The following is a 16182-nucleotide window of genomic DNA, read 5'->3' as shown; positions in this document are numbered from 1 at the left end:
GAAGGGGACTTGTCTCGCCCCCAGCCCGCTGATCAGAGCTCGGACTCGACCGGCTCCGGGTCCAGCAGCTCGGTGACGCCGGAGAGCACCTCGTCGGGCCGGAACGGGTAGCGCTCGATCTCGGCGCGGTCGCTGATGCCCGTGAGCACGAGCACCGTGTGGAGGCCCGCTTCGATGCCCGCGATGATGTCGGTGTCCATGCGGTCGCCGATCATGCCGGTGCTCTCGGAGTGCGCGCCGATCTTGTTGAGCGCCGAGCGGAACATCATGGGGTTGGGCTTGCCGACGATGTACGGCTCCTTGCCCGTGGCCTTCGAGATGAGCGCGAGCACCGCGCCCGTCGCGGGCAGCACGCCCTCCGCGCTCGGGCCGGTCGCGTCGGGGTTCGTCGCGATGTAGCGCGCGCCGCCGTTGATGAGGCGGATGGCCCGCGTGATCGCCTCGAACGAGTAGTTGCGCGTCTCGCCGATGACCACGAAGTCCGGCTTCGTGTCGGTCATGATGAAGCCCGCCTCGTGCAGGGCGGTCGTGAGGCCGGCCTCGCCGATGACGAACGCGGATCCGCCGGGCATCTGCTGCTCGAGGAACGCGGCGGTCGCGAGCGCGGACGTCCAGATCGACTCCTCGGGCACGTGCAGGCCGGACGCGCGGAGCCGTGCCGAGAGGTCGCGCGGCGTGAAGATGCTGTTGTTCGTGAGCACGAGGAAGGGCTTGCCCTGGTCCTGCCACTGCTGGATGAGGGCCGCCGCGCCGGGCAGGGCCTGGTTCTCGTGCACCAGCACGCCGTCCATGTCGGTGAGCCAGCAGTCCATCTCGTCGCGCGTCGCCATGGGGTCCCCTCTCGTCGTGGCACGAGGCTACCGCCGGGGGATGCGCGGCCGCCGGGCCGGAGGGGAGGCGTCACCCGATGTCCGCCGGGCGGCCGCCGCGGTGTCGGCCGGGCCCCGTAGGGTCGGCGCATGCACGCACTGCCTCCCGGATCCCTGCGCCTCGTCCACCTCAGCGACACGCACCTCCTGCGCGACGGCGGCCTGCACCAGGGCGTGGTCGACACGGGCGCCGCCCTCGAGCGCGTCCTCGTCGAGGCCGACCGCGTGTCCGGGGTGCGGCTCCTCGTCGGCTCGGGCGACCTCTCGGAGGACGGCACCCCCGAGTCGTACGCGCTCCTCCGGGAGCGGCTCGTGCCGTGGACGTCGTCGCGCGGCGCCGCGCTCGTGCTCGCGCCCGGCAACCACGACGTGCGCTCCGCCTTCCGGCTCGTGCTCGGCGACGGGCACGGCGGCCCGGGGACGGACGACGGCCGGGATGCCGCGGCCGTGCCGCCCGTCGACGGCGTGACCATCGTGGACGGCTGGCGCATCGTCACCCTCGACACCTCCGTCCCGGGCAAGGGCTACGGCGCACTCCGCGAGCAGCAGCTCGACGCGCTCCGCGAGCTGCTCGCGACGCCGGCCGAGCGGGGCACGGTGCTCGTGCTGCACCACCCGCCGGTGCCCGCGCCCACGACGCTGCATGAGTCCCTCGCGCTGCAGGGGCCGGAGCGGCTGGCGGAGGTCGTGCGCGGCAGCGACGTGCGGGTGATCCTCTCGGGCCACTACCACCACCACATCGTCGGGTCGCTCGCGGGCGTGCCCGTGCTGGTCGCGCCGGGCGTCGCGAACGAGACGGACGTGGCGGCGGATCCCGGCACGGAGCGCATCGTGCGCGGATCCGGGTTCCTCGTGGTCGACGTGCGGCCGGACGGCGGCGTCACCTCGGTCGTGGTGCGGGCGCACGCGGAGGGCGACGGCGACGAGGTCACGCTGCTCGACGCGGAGCTGGTGCAGCGGATCACGGCGGAGTCGGCCGCACCCGTCCTGCCGTGACGCCCGCCCCCGGGCATGAGGAGAGGCGGCGACCCGGGGGTCGCCGCCTCTCCTGGCGCTGCTGGTCCGTCTCTACTTGAAGACGTCCTTGACGTCCTCGCCGGCCTTCTTGGCGGACGCGGCGGTCTGGTCCTTCTGGCCCTCGGCCTTGAGGCTCTCGTCGCCCTTGTGCTCGCCGAGCGCCTCCTTGGCCTTGCCCGCGATGTCCTGAGCAGCGTTCTTGATCTTGTCGTCGAGACCCATGATCTCCTCCTCACTGAGGCCACCTGGTGCAGCCCACGCCTGGACTGTAGGACGGCCGGGTCCTGAACACCTGACAGATGCCGGGTGCGTGTCCACTGAGCGAAGCGCGAGGCCCACGGACCCTCCGCGCCGATCGGGCAAGGGCCTTCCGCCGGGCCCCGCACCGCCCCTAAGCTCCCTGACCGTGATCCTCTTCGGGCTGCTCCCCCTCCTCGTCGCCGTGTGCGCGCTCGCCGACCTCATCACGCGCCCGGACGACCAGGTGAAGCACCTGCCGAAGCTCGTCTGGATCCTGCTCATCGTCTTCCTGCCGCTCATCGGCAGCATCGTGTGGTTCTGCGTCGGCCACGACTGGGATGCGCGACGCGAGCCCGTCGGTCCGCCGGACCGGAGCGCGGCCTACGAGCGTGCCGCGATGTCGGTCGACCGGCGGGTCCGCAGCACCGAGCAGCAGCTCGCCGACCTCGAGGAGGAGGAGCGGCACTACGCGGCGGGCGCCCGCATGAAGCAGCTCCAGGCCGAGCAGGCGGTGCAGGCCGCCCGGGCCGCGGGACCCGCGCGGGCGCCGCGTGCCATCGAGCCGGGATCCGCTCCCGAGCGGTAGCCCTCCCCAGGTCGCGCGCGGCCGATACCTCCTTCCGCGGGTCGCCGCCGGGCTCCGCGGTCGGGGGCGGATGGGAGCATGGCCGCATGCCCGACACCGCCACGCCGCCCTCCTCCGCCGCGACCTCCGACCTCCGGTCCGCCGCCCGCGAGCACCTCTCGCGGCTCGTCGGCGTCGCGGGCGCCGACTTCCACGACGGGCAGTTCGAGGCCATCGAGGCGCTCGTGCAGGATCGCTCGCGCGCCCTCGTCGTGCAGCGCACCGGGTGGGGCAAGTCGGCCGTCTACTTCGTCGCCACCCTGCTCCTCCGCCAGCAGGGGCTCGGCCCCACGCTCCTCGTCTCGCCGCTGCTCGCGCTCATGCGCGACCAGGTGGCCGCGGCCCGTCGCGCGGGCGTGCGCGCGGTCGCCATGAACTCGAGCAACGCCCACGAGTGGGACGACCTGCTGCGCGCGCTCGACGCGGACGAGGTCGACCTCCTGCTCGTGTCGCCCGAGCGCCTCAACAACCCGCGCTTCCGCGACGAGCAGCTGCCCGCGCTCCGGGCCCGGCTCGGCCTCCTCGTGGTCGACGAGGCGCACTGCATCTCCGACTGGGGCCACGACTTCCGGCCCGACTACCGGCGCCTGCGCGACCTCATCTCCTCCGTCGACGAGCGCGTGCCCGTGCTCGCCACCACGGCCACGGCCAACTCGCGCGTGGTCGCCGACGTCGAGGAGCAGCTGAGCGTCGGATCCGCCGGAGCGGGCGTCGTCGAGACCGACCGCGTGCCCGTGGTCACCATCCGCGGGCCACTCGCCCGGCGCTCGCTCCGGCTCGGCGTGCTGCGCCTCGAGAACAGCAGGGATCGGCTCGGCTGGCTCCTCAGCCACCTCGACGAGCTGCCCGGCAGCGGCATCATCTACGCCCTCACCGTGTCCGCCGCGCAGGACACCGCGCGGCTGCTGCGCGACGCGGGTCACGCCGTGAAGGCGTACACGGGGCGCGACGACCCGGCCGACCGCGAGCAGGCCGAGGGCGAGCTGCAGCGCAACGAGGTCAAGGCGCTCGTCGCCACGAGCGCGCTCGGCATGGGCTTCGACAAGCCCGACCTCGGCTTCGTGGTGCACCTCGGGGCGCCGTCCTCGCCCGTCTCCTACTACCAGCAGGTGGGGCGCGCGGGCCGCGGGTCCGCCGACGCCGACGTGCTGCTCCTGCCCGGCCGCGAGGATCCGGACATCTGGCAGTACTTCGCCACCGCGTCGATGCCGGACGAGCAGCAGGCGGCCGCCGTCATCCAAGCGCTCGGCGAGAGCGACCGGCCGCTGTCCGTGCCGGCGCTCGAGTCGCGGGTGTCGCTCTCGCGCAGCCGGCTCGACCTCCTGCTCAAGGTGCTCGGCGTCGACGGGGCCGTCCGTCGGGACACCTCGGGCTGGTCGGCCACGGGCGTCCCGTGGGTCTACGACCGCGCTCGGTACGAGCAGGTCGCCGCGGCGCGCGTCCGCGAGCAGCAGGCGATGCTCGACTACGAGACCACGCTCGGCTGCCGCATGGAGTTCCTCCAGCGGCAGCTCGATGACGACACCGCGGCGCCCTGCGGCCGCTGCGACCGGTGCGCGGGCGCGTGGTACCCGTCGTCGCTGGACCAGCAGGCGTCGGCCACGGCGTCGCAGGCGCTCGACAAGGTCGGGCTCCCCATCGAGCCGCGGCTGCGCTGGCCCACGGGCGCGTCGAGCGTCGGCGTGCCGCTCAGCGGAGCGATCGCCGCGGGCGAGCAGGTCGACGAGGGCCGCGCCCTCGCGCGCCTCACCGACCTCGGCTGGGGCGGGCGGCTCCGCGCGGTCTTCGCGGCCGGCGCCGAGGACGCGCCCGTCGACGACGCGCTCGTCGCCGCCTGCGTGCGGGTGCTCGCCGAGTGGGGCTGGCCGGAGCGCCCGCGCGCCGTCGTGCACGTGCCGTCGGCGAGCCGGCCGCAGCTCGTCGGGAGCCTCGCCCAGCGCATCGCCGAGGTCGGGCGGCTGCCGTTCCTCGGGTCGCTCGACCTCGTGGACCCCGGGGCGCCCGGTGCCGCGCGCGGCAACAGCGTCTACCGGCTGGGGCGCGTGCACCCGCGGTTCCAGGTGCCCGCGCACCTCGCGGACGACCTCGCGGCGGATCCGCGTCCGGTGCTCCTCGTGGACGACCTGGTCGACACCCGCTGGACCCTCACGGTCGCCGGCCGCCTGCTGCGGAAGGCCGGCGCCACGCGAGTGCTGCCCTTCGCGCTCGCGCAGCAGGGGTAGGGCGGCTCGTCGGTCAGCGGACGAGCGGATCCGTCTCCGGCTCGACGAAGACCGTGCCGCCGTCCGCGAGCCGGGCGCGCATCACGTCGACGGCCTGCGGGTTCTCGTCCACGAGTACGAAGCGGCGGCCGAGCTCGCGGGCCGCGGCGCCCGTGGTGCCGGATCCGGCGAAGAAGTCGAGCACCCAGTCGCCGGGTCGGCTCGACGCCTGCACGATGCGACGCAGCACGCCCAGCGGCTTCTGCGTCGCGTAGCCCGTCTTCTCGCGGCCGGTGGGGGAGACGATCGTGTGCCACCAGACGTCCGTCGGCAGCTTGCCCCGCTCGCGCTTCTCTGGGGTCACCAGACCGGGCGCCATGTACGGCTCGCGGTCCACGCCCTCGGAGTCGAAGCGGTAGCGGAGCGGGTCCTTCACGTAGACGAGGATCGTGTCGTGCTTCGCCGGCCAGCGGCGGCGCGACTTCGCGCCGTAGTCGTACGCCCACACGATCTCGTTGAGGAACGAGCGGCGGCCGAAGAGCGCGTCGAGCACGACCTTCGCGTAGTGCACCTCGCGGTAGTCGAGGTGCAGGTAGAGGGTGCCGGTGGGATCCAGGAGGCGCCAGGCCTCGATGAGGCGCGGCTCGAGGAAGTCCCAGTAGTCGGCGAACGAGTCGTCGAAGCCGTAGAGCATGCCCTTCACGCAGTCGTAGCTGCGGCCGTGGAAGCCGAGGCGCGCGCCGGGCGAGCGCACCGGCTCGGGAGTGGCGGTGCTCGCGGGGGCGAGGGCGGGTGGGGTGGCGTCCGTCCGCGTCTCCTCCGCCTCCGTCGCGTCGTCGGGGTCCTCCGGATCCGGGTCCGGACTGCGCGTCACCGTGAGGTTCTGCCGCTCCTGCGTGCGGCCGGTGTTGAACGGCGGATCCAGGTAGATGAGCTGGAAGGCGCCGTCGGGGAGCGCGCGCACGGCCTCGAGGTTCTCCGCGTGGATCACAAGGTCGGGGCCGTCGGGGGTCCACGCGGGCAGGGGCACGCCCCGAGGTTAACGGACCTCCGGATCGTGACCGTCAGCCGGACGCACCGCCCTCAGCCGCGAAGCCCGTGCCCGGTGGCCCCAGTTCGCGGTGCAGGAGGCCCTTTCGGCTCTGTCGGCCCCCGTCGCTCTAGTAAGAAGTGCCCATGACCGATGCACGAGACCCGAACTCGACTCCCGAACAGCGCTCCTACCCCGCGCCCCCTCCCGCCCCTGAGGGCGGGTACGCGACTCCCTACGCCCCGGCCGCTCCGGCCGGCCCCTCCGGCGGGAAGGGCCTCGCCATCGCGTCCCTCGTCGTCGCGATCGTCGCCTTCCTGGGCGCCTTCATCCCGTTCCTCAACTACGTGGTCTTCATCCCCGCGATCGTCGCCATCGTCCTCGCCATCGTGGCGCTGGCACGGCACAAGGCCGGGAAGTCGCTCGCTCTGGGAGGGCTCATCGTGGGCGTCCTGGCGCTCGTCCTCAGCATCATCCTCGCCGTCGTCTACACGCTCGGCTTCGCGGCCGCGGTCTCGGAGAGCCTCCCCCGGAGCGAGGGCGGCTCAGGGGCCTCTGCCGCACCGCTGGACGAGATCGAGGAGGAGGAGGCCGGCCCAGCCATCGGCACCCGAGAGAACCCCGCTCCCATGGGCACGGTCGTGACGGGCCTCTCGGGTGGATCCCCGGAGTGGGAGGTCACGCTCGGTGCCCCCGTCCTCGACGCCAACGCGGCGGTCACGGCCGAGAACATGTTCAACGACCCCGCTCCCGCGGGTACGCAGTACGCCATGGTGCCCGTCACGGTGAAGTACGTGGGCACCGAGTCCGCCAGCCCGATGTTCGAGATCGGCGTCGAGTACGTCGCCGCGGCAGGCACGACGCACACCACGTCCGACTCCTTCGCCGTCGCCCCCGAGCCGCAGTTTAACTCGATCAACGAGCTGTTCCCCGGGGCTTCGGCAACGGGCAACGTCGTCATCGCCATCCCGAGCGCGGACGCGGCGGCTGGTACCTGGGCCGTGACGCCGGGTCTCCTGGCGGACCCGTACTTCTTCGCCGCCCAGTAGGGCCGCAGCGCTCGGGCCGCGGCATCCTCGGACGCCGCGTCCCGAGCTGCGTCGGGGCGCGGAACGTAGGCTGCGGAGGTGACACCCGACGCGACGCCCGACCGCCCGATCCCGACCGCCGCCGAGCTCGACGCCCGCGACCCGCTCACGCGCTTCCGCGAGCTCTTCGTGCAGGCCGACGACGTGGTCGCCTACCTCGACGGCAACTCGCTCGGGCGGCCGACCCGCGCCAGCGTCGACCGCGTCGCCGACTTCGTGCGCGACCAGTGGGGCGGCCGCCTCATCCGCGGCTGGGACGAGGACTGGCTGGCGATGCCCACGCGCATCGGCGACGACCTCGGCCGCGTGGCGTACGGGGCCGCGCCCGGCCAGACGTTCGTCGGCGACTCGACCACCGTGATCCTCTACAAGCTCGTGCGCGCCGCCGTCCGCGCGCGCCCCGGCCGCGACGAGCTCGTGATCGACACCGACAACTTCCCGACCGACCGCTTCGTGCTCGAGGGCGTCGCGGAGGAGCGCGGCATGACGATCCGGTGGATCGAGGTGTCGCCCGACTCCGGCGTCACGCCGGAGCTCGTCGCCGAGGCGGTGGGGGAGCGGACCGCGCTCGTGGTGCTCAGCCAGGTCGCGTACCGCTCCGGGTTCCTCGCGGACGTGCCGGGGATCACGCGCATCGTGCACGACGCCGGCGCGCTCGTGCTCTGGGACACCTGCCACTCGGTCGGCGTGATCCCCACGGAGCTCGACGCGTGGGGCGTCGACCTCGCGGTCGGCTGCAGCTACAAGTACCTCGACGGCGGGCCCGGCGCGCCGGCGCACGGCTACGTCCGGAGCGCCCTGCAGGCCGAGCTGCGGCAGCCGATCCAGGGCTGGATGGGCGCGCGCGACGTCTTCGCGATGGGGCCGACGTACGAGCCTGCCGACGGGATCCGCCGGTTCCTCAGCGGCACGCCGCCCATCGTCGGCATGCTCGCGATGCAGGACATGATCGCGCTCATCGAGGAGGCGGGCATGGACGCGATCCGCGCCAAGTCGCTGGCGCTCACCGGCTTCGCGCTGGATCTCGTCGACCGCGACCTCGTGCCGCTCGGCGCCCGCGTCGCCAGCCCGCGCGAGGAGGACCGCCGCGGCAGCCACGTGAGCGTCGACCACCCGCGCTTCCGCGACATCGTGGGCGCGCTGTGGGCGGAGGGCGTGATCCCCGACTTCCGCGCGCCGTCGGGCCTGCGGCTCGGGCTCAGCCCGCTGACGACCTCGTTCCGCGAGGTGGAGGTCGGCGTCGAGGCGATCCGGCGGCACCTGGCGGGCTGAGGCGCGCGCACGCGGCCGGCCGTCCGTCCGGCCGGCCGTCCGTCCGGCCGGCCGTCCGTCCGTCCGTCCGCGCGACCCGCTACGGCAGGATCGCGTCCACGTACCCGCCGTCGACCCGCAGCGCCCCGCCCGTCGTCGCGGACGCCTGCTTGGACGCGAGGTACACGCACATGTTCGCGATCTCCTCCGGCTCGATCAGCCGCTGGATGAGCGACTGCGGCCGGTGCTCGCGCATGAACGCCCGCTGCGCCTCCTCCCACGGCAGGTCGTCGCCCACGAGCTCGCGCGCGAACGCCTCGACGCCGCCGGTGTGGGTGGGGCCGGCCATGACGCAGTTGACGGTGACGCCGGATCCGGCCGCGGCCTTGGCGAAGCCGCGCGAGACCCCCAGGAGCGCTGTCTTCGAGACGCCGTAGTGGATCATCTCGGCCGGCGTGACCACGGCCGAGTCGCTCGCGATGTACTGCACGCGGCCCCAGCCGCGCGCCATCATGCCGGGCAGGTAGGCGCGCGTGAGGCGCACGCCCGCGAGCACGTTCACCTCGAAGTAGCGGCGCCACTCGTCGTCGGTGATGGCGAACGGGTCGGCCGAGCCGAAGATCCCGAGGTTGTTGACGAGCACGTCGACCTCGGGGAACGCCTCGACCGCGCGGGCGGCGCCCTCCTCGGTCGCGACGTCGGCGGCCAGCGCCTCGACCTCGGCGCCGGGATGCGCGGCGAGGAGCCGGTCGCGCGCGGCGGTCGTGCCCTCCTCGCCCCGGCCGTTGACGATCACGCGGGCGCCCGCGGCGAGCAGCCCCTCCGCGATCGCGTAGCCGATGCCCTGCGTGGAGCCCGTGACGAGGGCGGTGGATCCGGTGAGGTCGATGCGCATGTCGTGCCTTCCTGGTGGAGCGGAGGAGCGGTGGAGCGGTGGCGGGAGCGGTCAGTCGGCCCAGGCGCGCCGTGTGCTGCGGACGGCCTGCCCGGTAGTCGCGGCCTCGTGCATGAGGAGCGCGAGGTGGTGGTCCTGCGACGCCTCGGCGAGCGAGTTCGTGGACGCGCCGCCGGCCGCGTGCGCGTGCATCTCGACGAGGCACTGCGCGATCGCGATCTCGTCGTCCGCGAGCCGGCCGGGCGCGAACGGGTTCTCGTAGACCCACTCGGAGCCGAGCAGCAGGCCGCGGAGGTGCTGGCCCTCGAGGTTGCCGCCCTGCCCGGTCTCGACGCGCGCGATGTCCGCCCAGGTGGGTGTCGTGCCGTCGAGCAGCCAGGCCACGTGCTCGTCGGCGATCTCGCCGCGCTCGCCGCGGACGAGGAGCCGGTTGCGGCGGATCCAGGAGAAGTACTGCCGGTCGGCGAAGTCGTAGACGCCGAGGCGGTCGCCGAAGTCGAAGCGCGCGGTGGTCTGCACGGCCGTCACGACCTCCTCCCGCACGGGATCGCCGTCGCGGTCCGGCCCGGCGACGAGCGGCGAGGAGAAGCGGGAGGCCGTGATGGTGGCGTCCTCGAAGCCGATGCCGAGGGCGCGGCGCATCACGCGGACGCCGTGGTAGTCGTGGCACTGCGCGACCTGGGCCTGGCTGATCCGCCCGAGCCGGCCTCCAGCCGCGATCGCGAGCTGCGCGGCGAGCAGCGGCGAGAGCGGGTACTGCTCGGCCACCTCGATCCGCGCGCCCTGCTTCACGAGCGCGGCGAGCCGCTCGAGGTCCGCGACGGTCTCGCCGGGCGGCGTCTCGGTCAGCACGGCGACGCCGCGGTCGACGAGGTCGGCGATCACGTCGGGCGCGGCGGTCCGCGGCACCGACACGACCACGAAGGACGGCGCCTCCGCGGCGAGCAGGTCGGCCGCCGTGCGGAAGGTGCGGATCCCCCACTCCTCCTCGAGCGCGCGGCCCGTCTCGGCGCTGCGGGTCACGAGCCCGGTGACCGCGAACCGTTCCGGCAGGGCCCGCGCGATGCGCAGGAAGAAGGCGCTGCGCCAGCCGCTCCCCACGATGCCGAAGCGGATCTGCGGGGGCGTCGTCGCGGGGCGGAGCATGGTCGCCAGCGTACGCGCGGGGTCGCGCGCGACCCGGCCGCGCGGGGTCCGGGCCGGCTTCTCGGGCGCTCGGCTGGGTTCTCGCAGCCGACTGCGGAATACTCGCGAGGGCCGGGAGGCTGTCCGGGGAGCGAACGCTCCCGCGCGAGGCGCGTCCCGGCTCCGCACGAGGAGTAATGACCCGAGAAGGGGCACGAGCATGGGGATCCAGACGAGCCTCGACCAGGTCGCGGAGGCGGCGCGCATCCTCGACGTGATGCAGGAGGCCGACGAGCTCACGGTCGCCGCCAGCCGCGACGGGGGCGGACGCGCGGTGCGGCTCCTCGCCCGCGCCGCCGCGGATCCCGCGGACCAGCTCACGGCCGTCGCCGCCATCCACGCGCTCGCCCAGGTCTTCGACGAGGCCGCCGACCTCGCGCTCGTCGCGCTCCTCGACCACGACGTCCGGTGGATCCGCGAGCACGCGGCCTGGGCCTTCGGCACCCGCCTGCCGCGCTTCGACGCGGTGTCGGGCCTCGTCGCGATGGTCGTCGAGGGCGGCTTCCCCGGCATGCTCGCGCAGCGCACGCTGCAGCAGTGGGCCGGGTCGACGCCCGACCACGTCGCGCTCGCGCTCGAGAACGCGCTGCTCGGCGTGCGCGGCGACGACGCCCGGTCGCGCCTCGTGGAGACGATCGGCCTCGTGCCCGGGCGGATCCCCGAGCGCGTCCTCCTCCGCATCGCCCCCGCCTCCGCCGAGGGCCCGCTCACCCGGTCCGCCGCGGTCGCCGCGCTCGGCGACCGGCCCGCGGGCGAGGCGATCGCCGCCCTCGTCGCCGACATCGCGCGCGGCGACGACGAGGTGGCCGCGGTCGCCCGCCTGGCGGTGCTCGACATCGCGCGCCAGCACGGCGACCACCCGGCGGCGCCCGAGCGGCCCGGCCTCACGATCGTCCAGCTCTTCCTGCACGCCGACATCGACGCCGGCCTGACGCACGTGGGCGCGGGCGACAACGGCGGCATCGCGACGCTGCTCGTGCGGCTGGGCGACGCGCTCGTGGCGCCCGCATTCGCCTCCGCCGCGGGAGCGCACGCGGATGCGCCGGATCCCGCCGCCGACCGCCCGGTCGACCGCGTCATCACCCTCTCCCGCGGCACGCCCGACCAGGCCCTCGGATCCCTCGCCCGCGTCACCGCCGGCGACGCCGGCCATGTCTTCGCCCACATCCCGATGCTCGGCGGCCCGCGCTCGCTGCCCGAGGCGTGGCCGCACCGCGTCGAGGCCGAGCGGGGGATCCGCCGCGTGCTCCGCGCCGCCGGCCGCGTCGACGCCGTGCACCTCCGCATGGCCGACGTCGGCACGCTCGCCGCGTCCACGGTCGCGCGCGAGCTCGGCATCCCGGTCGTCTTCACGGTCGCGCCGGATCCGCACGGCGTGGTCGACGCGCTCGACCGCTCCGGCGCCCTCACGCGCGACGGCTTCGGCGCGGTCGACGCGCGCGAGCACTACTGGTTCCGCGTGCGCCTCGTGCAGCGCCTGGCCGCCGACGCCGCGCACACCGTCCTCTTCCCGCGCCCCGAGCTGAAGCGCGACATGCGCCGGCTCGTCGGCATCGACGTCGACGCGCACCCCGAGCGCCACAGCGTCGTCGCCGAGGGCATCGACGTCGACGCCATCGAGCGATCCCGCGACGACGCCATGCTCGGCGCCGACGCGGACGGCGCGCCCGCCCGCGCCTTCGTCGAGCTCGACGACCTGCTGCGCGACCTCCCCGCCGAGCGCCGCGGCCTGCCGCTCGTCATCTCGGTCGGCCGCCTCGCCCGCGTCAAGGGCATGGCGACGCTCGCGCACGTGTGGGCGGCGGATCCCGCGCTCCGCTCCCGCGCCAACCTCCTCATCGTGGGCGGCGACCTCGACGCGCCCAGCCCGGAGGAGCGCGAGCAGCTCGCGCGGATCCTCGACGCGGTCCCCGACGCGGAGGGCCCCGCCGGCGCCGCCCGTCACGGCCTCCTCCTCGCCGGCCACCGCGGCAACGACACCGTCACGCGCTGGCTCGCCGCCGTCCGCTACGGCCGCCCCGGGCTCACCGCGCCCGGCGGCGCGTACGCGTGCGCGAGCATCAAGGAGGAGTTCGGCGTCGCGCTCCTCGAGGCGATGTCGATGGGCCTGCCCGTCGTCGCGCCCGCGTCGGGAGGCCCCGCGACCTACGTCGAGGACGGGATCACCGGCCTCCTCGTCGACACGGCGGATCCCGCGGAGCTCGCCACCGGGATCGCCCGCGCGCTCGACATCGCCGCCGGCCCCGGAGCGGCCGCCGCCGCCGACCGCGCCCGCGACATGGTCGCCCGCACCTTCACCATCCAGGCCATGGCGGGCACCCTGTCCCGCGTCTACCGCGACGTCGCCGCAGCCGACGACCGAACCCTCTGGGAGCTCAGCGCCTCATGACCCTGCTCGTCATCAGCCCGGACTACGCGTCCCACCTCTTCCCCCTCATCACGCTCGCGTCGGCCTGGCAGCAGGCCGGCGAGCGCGTGGTCGTGGCGACCGGATCCGCGACCGCCGGCATCGTCGAGGCCTCCGGCTTCGAGCGGGTCGACCTCCGCCTCGGCCGCGGATCCAACCCCGGCACCATCAAGGCCGAGGACCAGCCGACCGGCGAGGACGACGCCCTCCGCGGCTTCTTCGCCGCCACGCGCCGCGGCATGGTCGAGACCCTCCGGTTCCAGGCCGAGGCCCGCAGCGACGACCTGCTGTGGGAGCCGGTGGAGACCGCGCGCGCCGTGCAGCGGATCCTCGACGAGGTGCGCCCCGACCAGGTGATCGTCGACCACCTCGCCTTCAGCGCCCGCCTCGCGCTCCTCGCCTCGGGCACCCGCCACGCCGACGTCGTGCTCGGCCACCCGAGCGCCCTGCCCGTGGGCGACGAGGTCTACGGCTTCCCGCCCGCCTGGCCCGCCGCGTTCGAGCCCGAGGAGGAGGACCTCGACGAGCTGCACGCGCTGTGCGAGCGCGTCCGCGACCGCTTCACCGCGCAGTGGAACGACGCCCTCGCGATCCTCGCGCCCTCGATGCGCCCGAGCCGCGACGCGTTCGCGGAGGCCGGCGACGTGCTCCTGCTCAACTACCCCGAGGAGCTGCACGACCCCGACCGCTCCGAGCTGCTGCCGCCGCACGCCTTCATCGGATCGGCGGTGCGTCGCGAGGCGCCCGAGGCCGAGGTGCAGGACTGGATCGACGAAGGCGGCGACCCCATCGTCTACGTGTCGCTCGGCAGCTTCCTCTCCGTGCGCGACGACGTGCTCGCCCGCATCGCGGCGACCCTCCGCGACCTCGACGTGCGCGTGGCGCTCGCGACGGGATCCACCGACCGGTCCGCGCTCGGCGACATCCCGTCCGACTGGCTCGTGCGTCCCTTCCTCCCGCAGGTGACGCTGCTCGGCCACGCCGACCTCGCCGTCACGCACGGCGGCAACAACTCCGTCACCGAGGCGGCGACCGCGGGCGTCCCGATGCTCGTGCTGCCGCTCTCGACCGACCAGTTCGCGGGCGCCGCGGCCCTCGAGGACGCGGGGCTCGGGATCGCGCTGGCGCCGAACGTCGCGACCGTGACCGAGCTGCGGCAGGCGGCCAAGGCGCTGCTCAACCCGTCGGGTGGGCAGCGCGCCATGCTCGACGCCATCGCGGGCTCCCTCTCGCGCTCGCCCGGCCCGCAGCGCGCGTACCAGGCGCTGGCCGACGGGATCCGCCCGGAGCAGGCCGCGCGCTGAGCCGGTCGCCCCGCCGGGCGACGCGCGCGCCGCGATCTCGTAGACTCGTGGGTGACCGCGTCACGCGCCCGCGCGCGCCGGTCGCCCACAGTCTCGGAATGGATCAGGTGCCCTCGTGAACATCGTCGCTTTCATCATCGCGTTCGCCCTCTTCCTGGGCGGCATGGCGCTGTTCGCGTTCGCGTTCTACATCGAGGGCTTCGAGCTGCTGAGCTTCTTCGGCGGCATCCTGCTCGTCTCGGCGTCCATCGCCATCCCCGCGCACATCCTCAAGCGCACCGACGCCTGACCGGCGCCGCATCCGGGTCCCGCCGGCGCACGGCGCCGCGGTAACACCCCGGACACACGCCCCGGCTACGCTCCCGGACATGGGTGATCTGTTCGAGGGATACGGCACGCTCGCGGCCGCACGCCGCGCCTCCGGTGGCGCGATGCCGTTCGACGAGATGTTCCGGGATCCGCCCGTCGCGGGCGAGCCGGCGGTCGCCCGGTCGGCCTACCGCGAGATCCACGCGGCGCTCTCCCGCATGACCAAGGACGAGCTGAAGGACCGCACCGACGCGCTCGCCACCAGCTACCTCGCGCAGGGCGTCACCTTCGACTTCGCGGGCGAGGAGCGGCCGTTCCCGCTCGACGCGGTGCCGCGGGTCATCGAGCAGGCCGAGTGGAGCCGGCTCGAGAAGGGCGTCGCGCAGCGGGTCCGGGCCCTCGAGGCGTTCCTCGCCGACGTCTACGGGCCGCAGCGCGCCATCCGCGACGGCGTGATCCCCGCCCGCCTCATCAGCTCGTCCAGCCACTTCCACCGCCAGGCCGCGGGCATCGACCCGGCCAACGGCGTCCGCATCCAGGTCTCCGGCATCGACCTCGTGCGCGACGAGGCCGGCGAGATGCGCGTGCTCGAGGACAACGTGCGCGTGCCGTCCGGCGTCAGCTACGTCATCTCCAACCGCCGCGTCATGGCGCAGACCCTGCCCGAGCTCTTCGTCTCGATGCGCGTCCGCCCCGTCGGCGACTACCCGAACAAGCTCCTGCAGGCCCTCCGCGCGAGCGCACCCGACGGCGTCGAGGACCCGAACGTGGTCGTCCTCACGCCCGGCGTCTACAACAGCGCCTACTTCGAGCACACGCTGCTCGCGCGCCTCATGGGCGTCGAGCTCGTCGAGGGCCGCGACCTGTTCTGCTCCGGCGGCCGCGTCTGGATGCGCACCACGGGCGGCCCCATGCGCGTCGACGTCATCTACCGCCGCGTCGACGACGAGTTCCTGGATCCGCTGCAGTTCCGCGCCGACTCCATGCTCGGCTCGCCCGGCCTCATGCTCGCCGCGCGCCTCGGCAACGTCACCATCGCGAACGCGGTCGGCAACGGCGTCGCCGACGACAAGCTCGTCTACACGTACGTGCCCGACCTCATCCGCTACTACCTGGCCGAGGACGCCATCATCCCGAACGTCGACACCTGGCGCCTCGAGGAGCCCGACTCGCTCGAGGAGGTGCTCGACCGGCTGCCGGAGCTCGTCGTGAAGCCCGTCGACGGATCCGGCGGCAAGGGCCTCGTGGTCGGCCCCGCCGCCAGCGCGGGCGAGCTCGCGGAGCTCCGCGCGCGGCTCCTCAAGGACCCGCGCGGCTGGATCGCGCAGCCCGTCGTGCAGCTCAGCACCATCCCCACGCTCGTGGAGGACGGGATGCGCCCGCGCCACGCCGACCTCCGCCCGTTCGCCGTGAACGACGGCCGCGACATCTGGGTGCTCCCCGGCGGGCTCACGCGCGTCGCGCTCCCCGAGGGCCAGCTCGTGGTCAACAGCAGCCAGGGCGGCGGATCCAAGGACACGTGGGTCGTCGGCGACTCCGGCTTCCCCGCGGCCACGCGCGAGCGCAGCGTGCAGACGCTCGTGGCCGACCAGGCGGCGGTGACCACGTCGATCCCGATCATCGCGAACGGGGAGAAGGCGCCCGACCAGTCGCCGCACGACCGGCCGCGCAACCGCGACCAGCACGAGCAGCAGCAGCAGGCCGCAGCGCCCGCCGCCGCCGACGCCCGCACGACCACCGCCGAGGGGGACCGCTGATGCC

14 protein-coding genes are annotated in these 16182 nt (G+C 74.3%); 9 read left to right on the top strand and 5 right to left on the bottom strand.

Going from position 1 to position 16182, the window contains the following annotated elements:
• Positions 1 to 32: 32 nt before the first annotated feature.
• Positions 33 to 830, bottom strand: a complete 798-nt coding sequence (locus B5P21_RS14575) for an HAD-IIA family hydrolase (RefSeq protein ID WP_011931704.1) — start codon at positions 828 to 830, stop codon at positions 33 to 35.
• 129 nt (positions 831 to 959) lie between these two features.
• On the opposite strand from B5P21_RS14575, the gene B5P21_RS14570 reads away from it, so the two are divergent.
• Positions 960 to 1865 carry a metallophosphoesterase gene (locus tag B5P21_RS14570; RefSeq protein WP_045526531.1) on the top strand — a complete coding sequence of 302 codons (906 nt, stop codon included), beginning with the start codon at positions 960 to 962 and terminating at the stop codon, positions 1863 to 1865.
• Between the two features lie 72 nt (positions 1866 to 1937).
• Here B5P21_RS14570 and B5P21_RS14565 read toward each other — a convergent pair whose 3' ends face one another.
• Positions 1938 to 2108, bottom strand: a complete 171-nt coding sequence (locus B5P21_RS14565; RefSeq protein ID WP_015489218.1) for a CsbD family protein — start codon at positions 2106 to 2108, stop codon at positions 1938 to 1940.
• A gap of 184 nt (positions 2109 to 2292) precedes the next feature.
• On the opposite strand from B5P21_RS14565, the gene B5P21_RS14560 reads away from it, so the two are divergent.
• Both B5P21_RS14560 and B5P21_RS14555 read left to right on the top strand, forming a co-directional pair.
• Positions 2293 to 2712, top strand: a complete 420-nt coding sequence (locus B5P21_RS14560) for a PLD nuclease N-terminal domain-containing protein (RefSeq protein ID WP_045526533.1) — start codon at positions 2293 to 2295, stop codon at positions 2710 to 2712.
• An 86-nt stretch (positions 2713 to 2798) separates the two neighbouring features.
• Positions 2799 to 4973, top strand: coding sequence for a RecQ family ATP-dependent DNA helicase (locus B5P21_RS14555; protein WP_045526535.1), 2175 nt, complete (start codon positions 2799 to 2801; stop codon positions 4971 to 4973).
• A 13-nt stretch (positions 4974 to 4986) separates the two neighbouring features.
• Here the strand turns inward: B5P21_RS14555 and B5P21_RS14550 are convergent, their stop codons facing one another.
• On the bottom strand, positions 4987 to 5982 hold the full coding sequence (locus B5P21_RS14550; protein ID WP_045526536.1) for a DNA-methyltransferase: 996 nt from the start codon (positions 5980 to 5982) through the stop codon (positions 4987 to 4989).
• Positions 5983 to 6128: 146 nt separating this feature from the next.
• On the opposite strand from B5P21_RS14550, the gene B5P21_RS14545 reads away from it, so the two are divergent.
• Together B5P21_RS14545 and B5P21_RS14540 are read left to right on the top strand one after the other, a co-directional pair.
• Positions 6129 to 7031: a DUF4190 domain-containing protein gene (locus tag B5P21_RS14545; protein ID WP_045526537.1), complete on the top strand. Its 903-nt coding sequence runs from the start codon at positions 6129 to 6131 to the stop codon at positions 7029 to 7031.
• Between the two features lie 78 nt (positions 7032 to 7109).
• The gene (locus B5P21_RS14540; RefSeq protein ID WP_045526539.1) at positions 7110 to 8342 is read left to right on the top strand and encodes a kynureninase; all 1233 of its coding nucleotides are present in this window, start codon (positions 7110 to 7112) and stop codon (positions 8340 to 8342) included.
• Positions 8343 to 8421: 79 nt separating this feature from the next.
• On the opposite strand, the gene B5P21_RS14535 is transcribed toward B5P21_RS14540, so the two are convergent.
• Entirely contained in the window at positions 8422 to 9216 is a 795-nt protein-coding gene (locus B5P21_RS14535) for an SDR family NAD(P)-dependent oxidoreductase (RefSeq protein ID WP_094171319.1), read from the bottom strand.
• Between the two features lie 51 nt (positions 9217 to 9267).
• Entirely contained in the window at positions 9268 to 10362 is a 1095-nt protein-coding gene (locus B5P21_RS14530; RefSeq protein WP_045526544.1) for a Gfo/Idh/MocA family protein, read from the bottom strand.
• 199 nt (positions 10363 to 10561) lie between these two features.
• Between B5P21_RS14530 and B5P21_RS14525 the strand changes: the two genes are divergently transcribed.
• From B5P21_RS14525 to B5P21_RS14515, 4 genes are all read left to right on the top strand, one after another.
• A complete protein-coding gene (locus B5P21_RS14525; protein WP_045526546.1) occupies positions 10562 to 12790 on the top strand; it encodes a glycosyltransferase in 2229 nt (742 codons plus the stop codon).
• Positions 12787 to 14112: a nucleotide disphospho-sugar-binding domain-containing protein gene (locus tag B5P21_RS14520; RefSeq protein WP_094171318.1), complete on the top strand. Its 1326-nt coding sequence runs from the start codon at positions 12787 to 12789 to the stop codon at positions 14110 to 14112. The genes B5P21_RS14525 and B5P21_RS14520 overlap by 4 nt, the downstream gene beginning before the upstream one ends.
• Before the next feature lie 115 nt (positions 14113 to 14227).
• Entirely contained in the window at positions 14228 to 14401 is a 174-nt protein-coding gene (locus B5P21_RS16920) for a hypothetical protein (protein ID WP_045526550.1), read from the top strand.
• A 79-nt stretch (positions 14402 to 14480) separates the two neighbouring features.
• Entirely contained in the window at positions 14481 to 16178 is a 1698-nt protein-coding gene (locus tag B5P21_RS14515) for a circularly permuted type 2 ATP-grasp protein (protein ID WP_045526552.1), read from the top strand.
• Positions 16179 to 16182 lie beyond the last annotated feature (4 nt).

The organism is Clavibacter michiganensis subsp. insidiosus (assembly GCF_002240565.1).
GTDB lineage: Bacteria > Actinomycetota > Actinomycetes > Actinomycetales > Microbacteriaceae > Clavibacter > Clavibacter insidiosus.
Note: the sequence above shows the minus strand (reverse complement) of the source record. Positions and strands in the feature narration are given on the sequence as shown.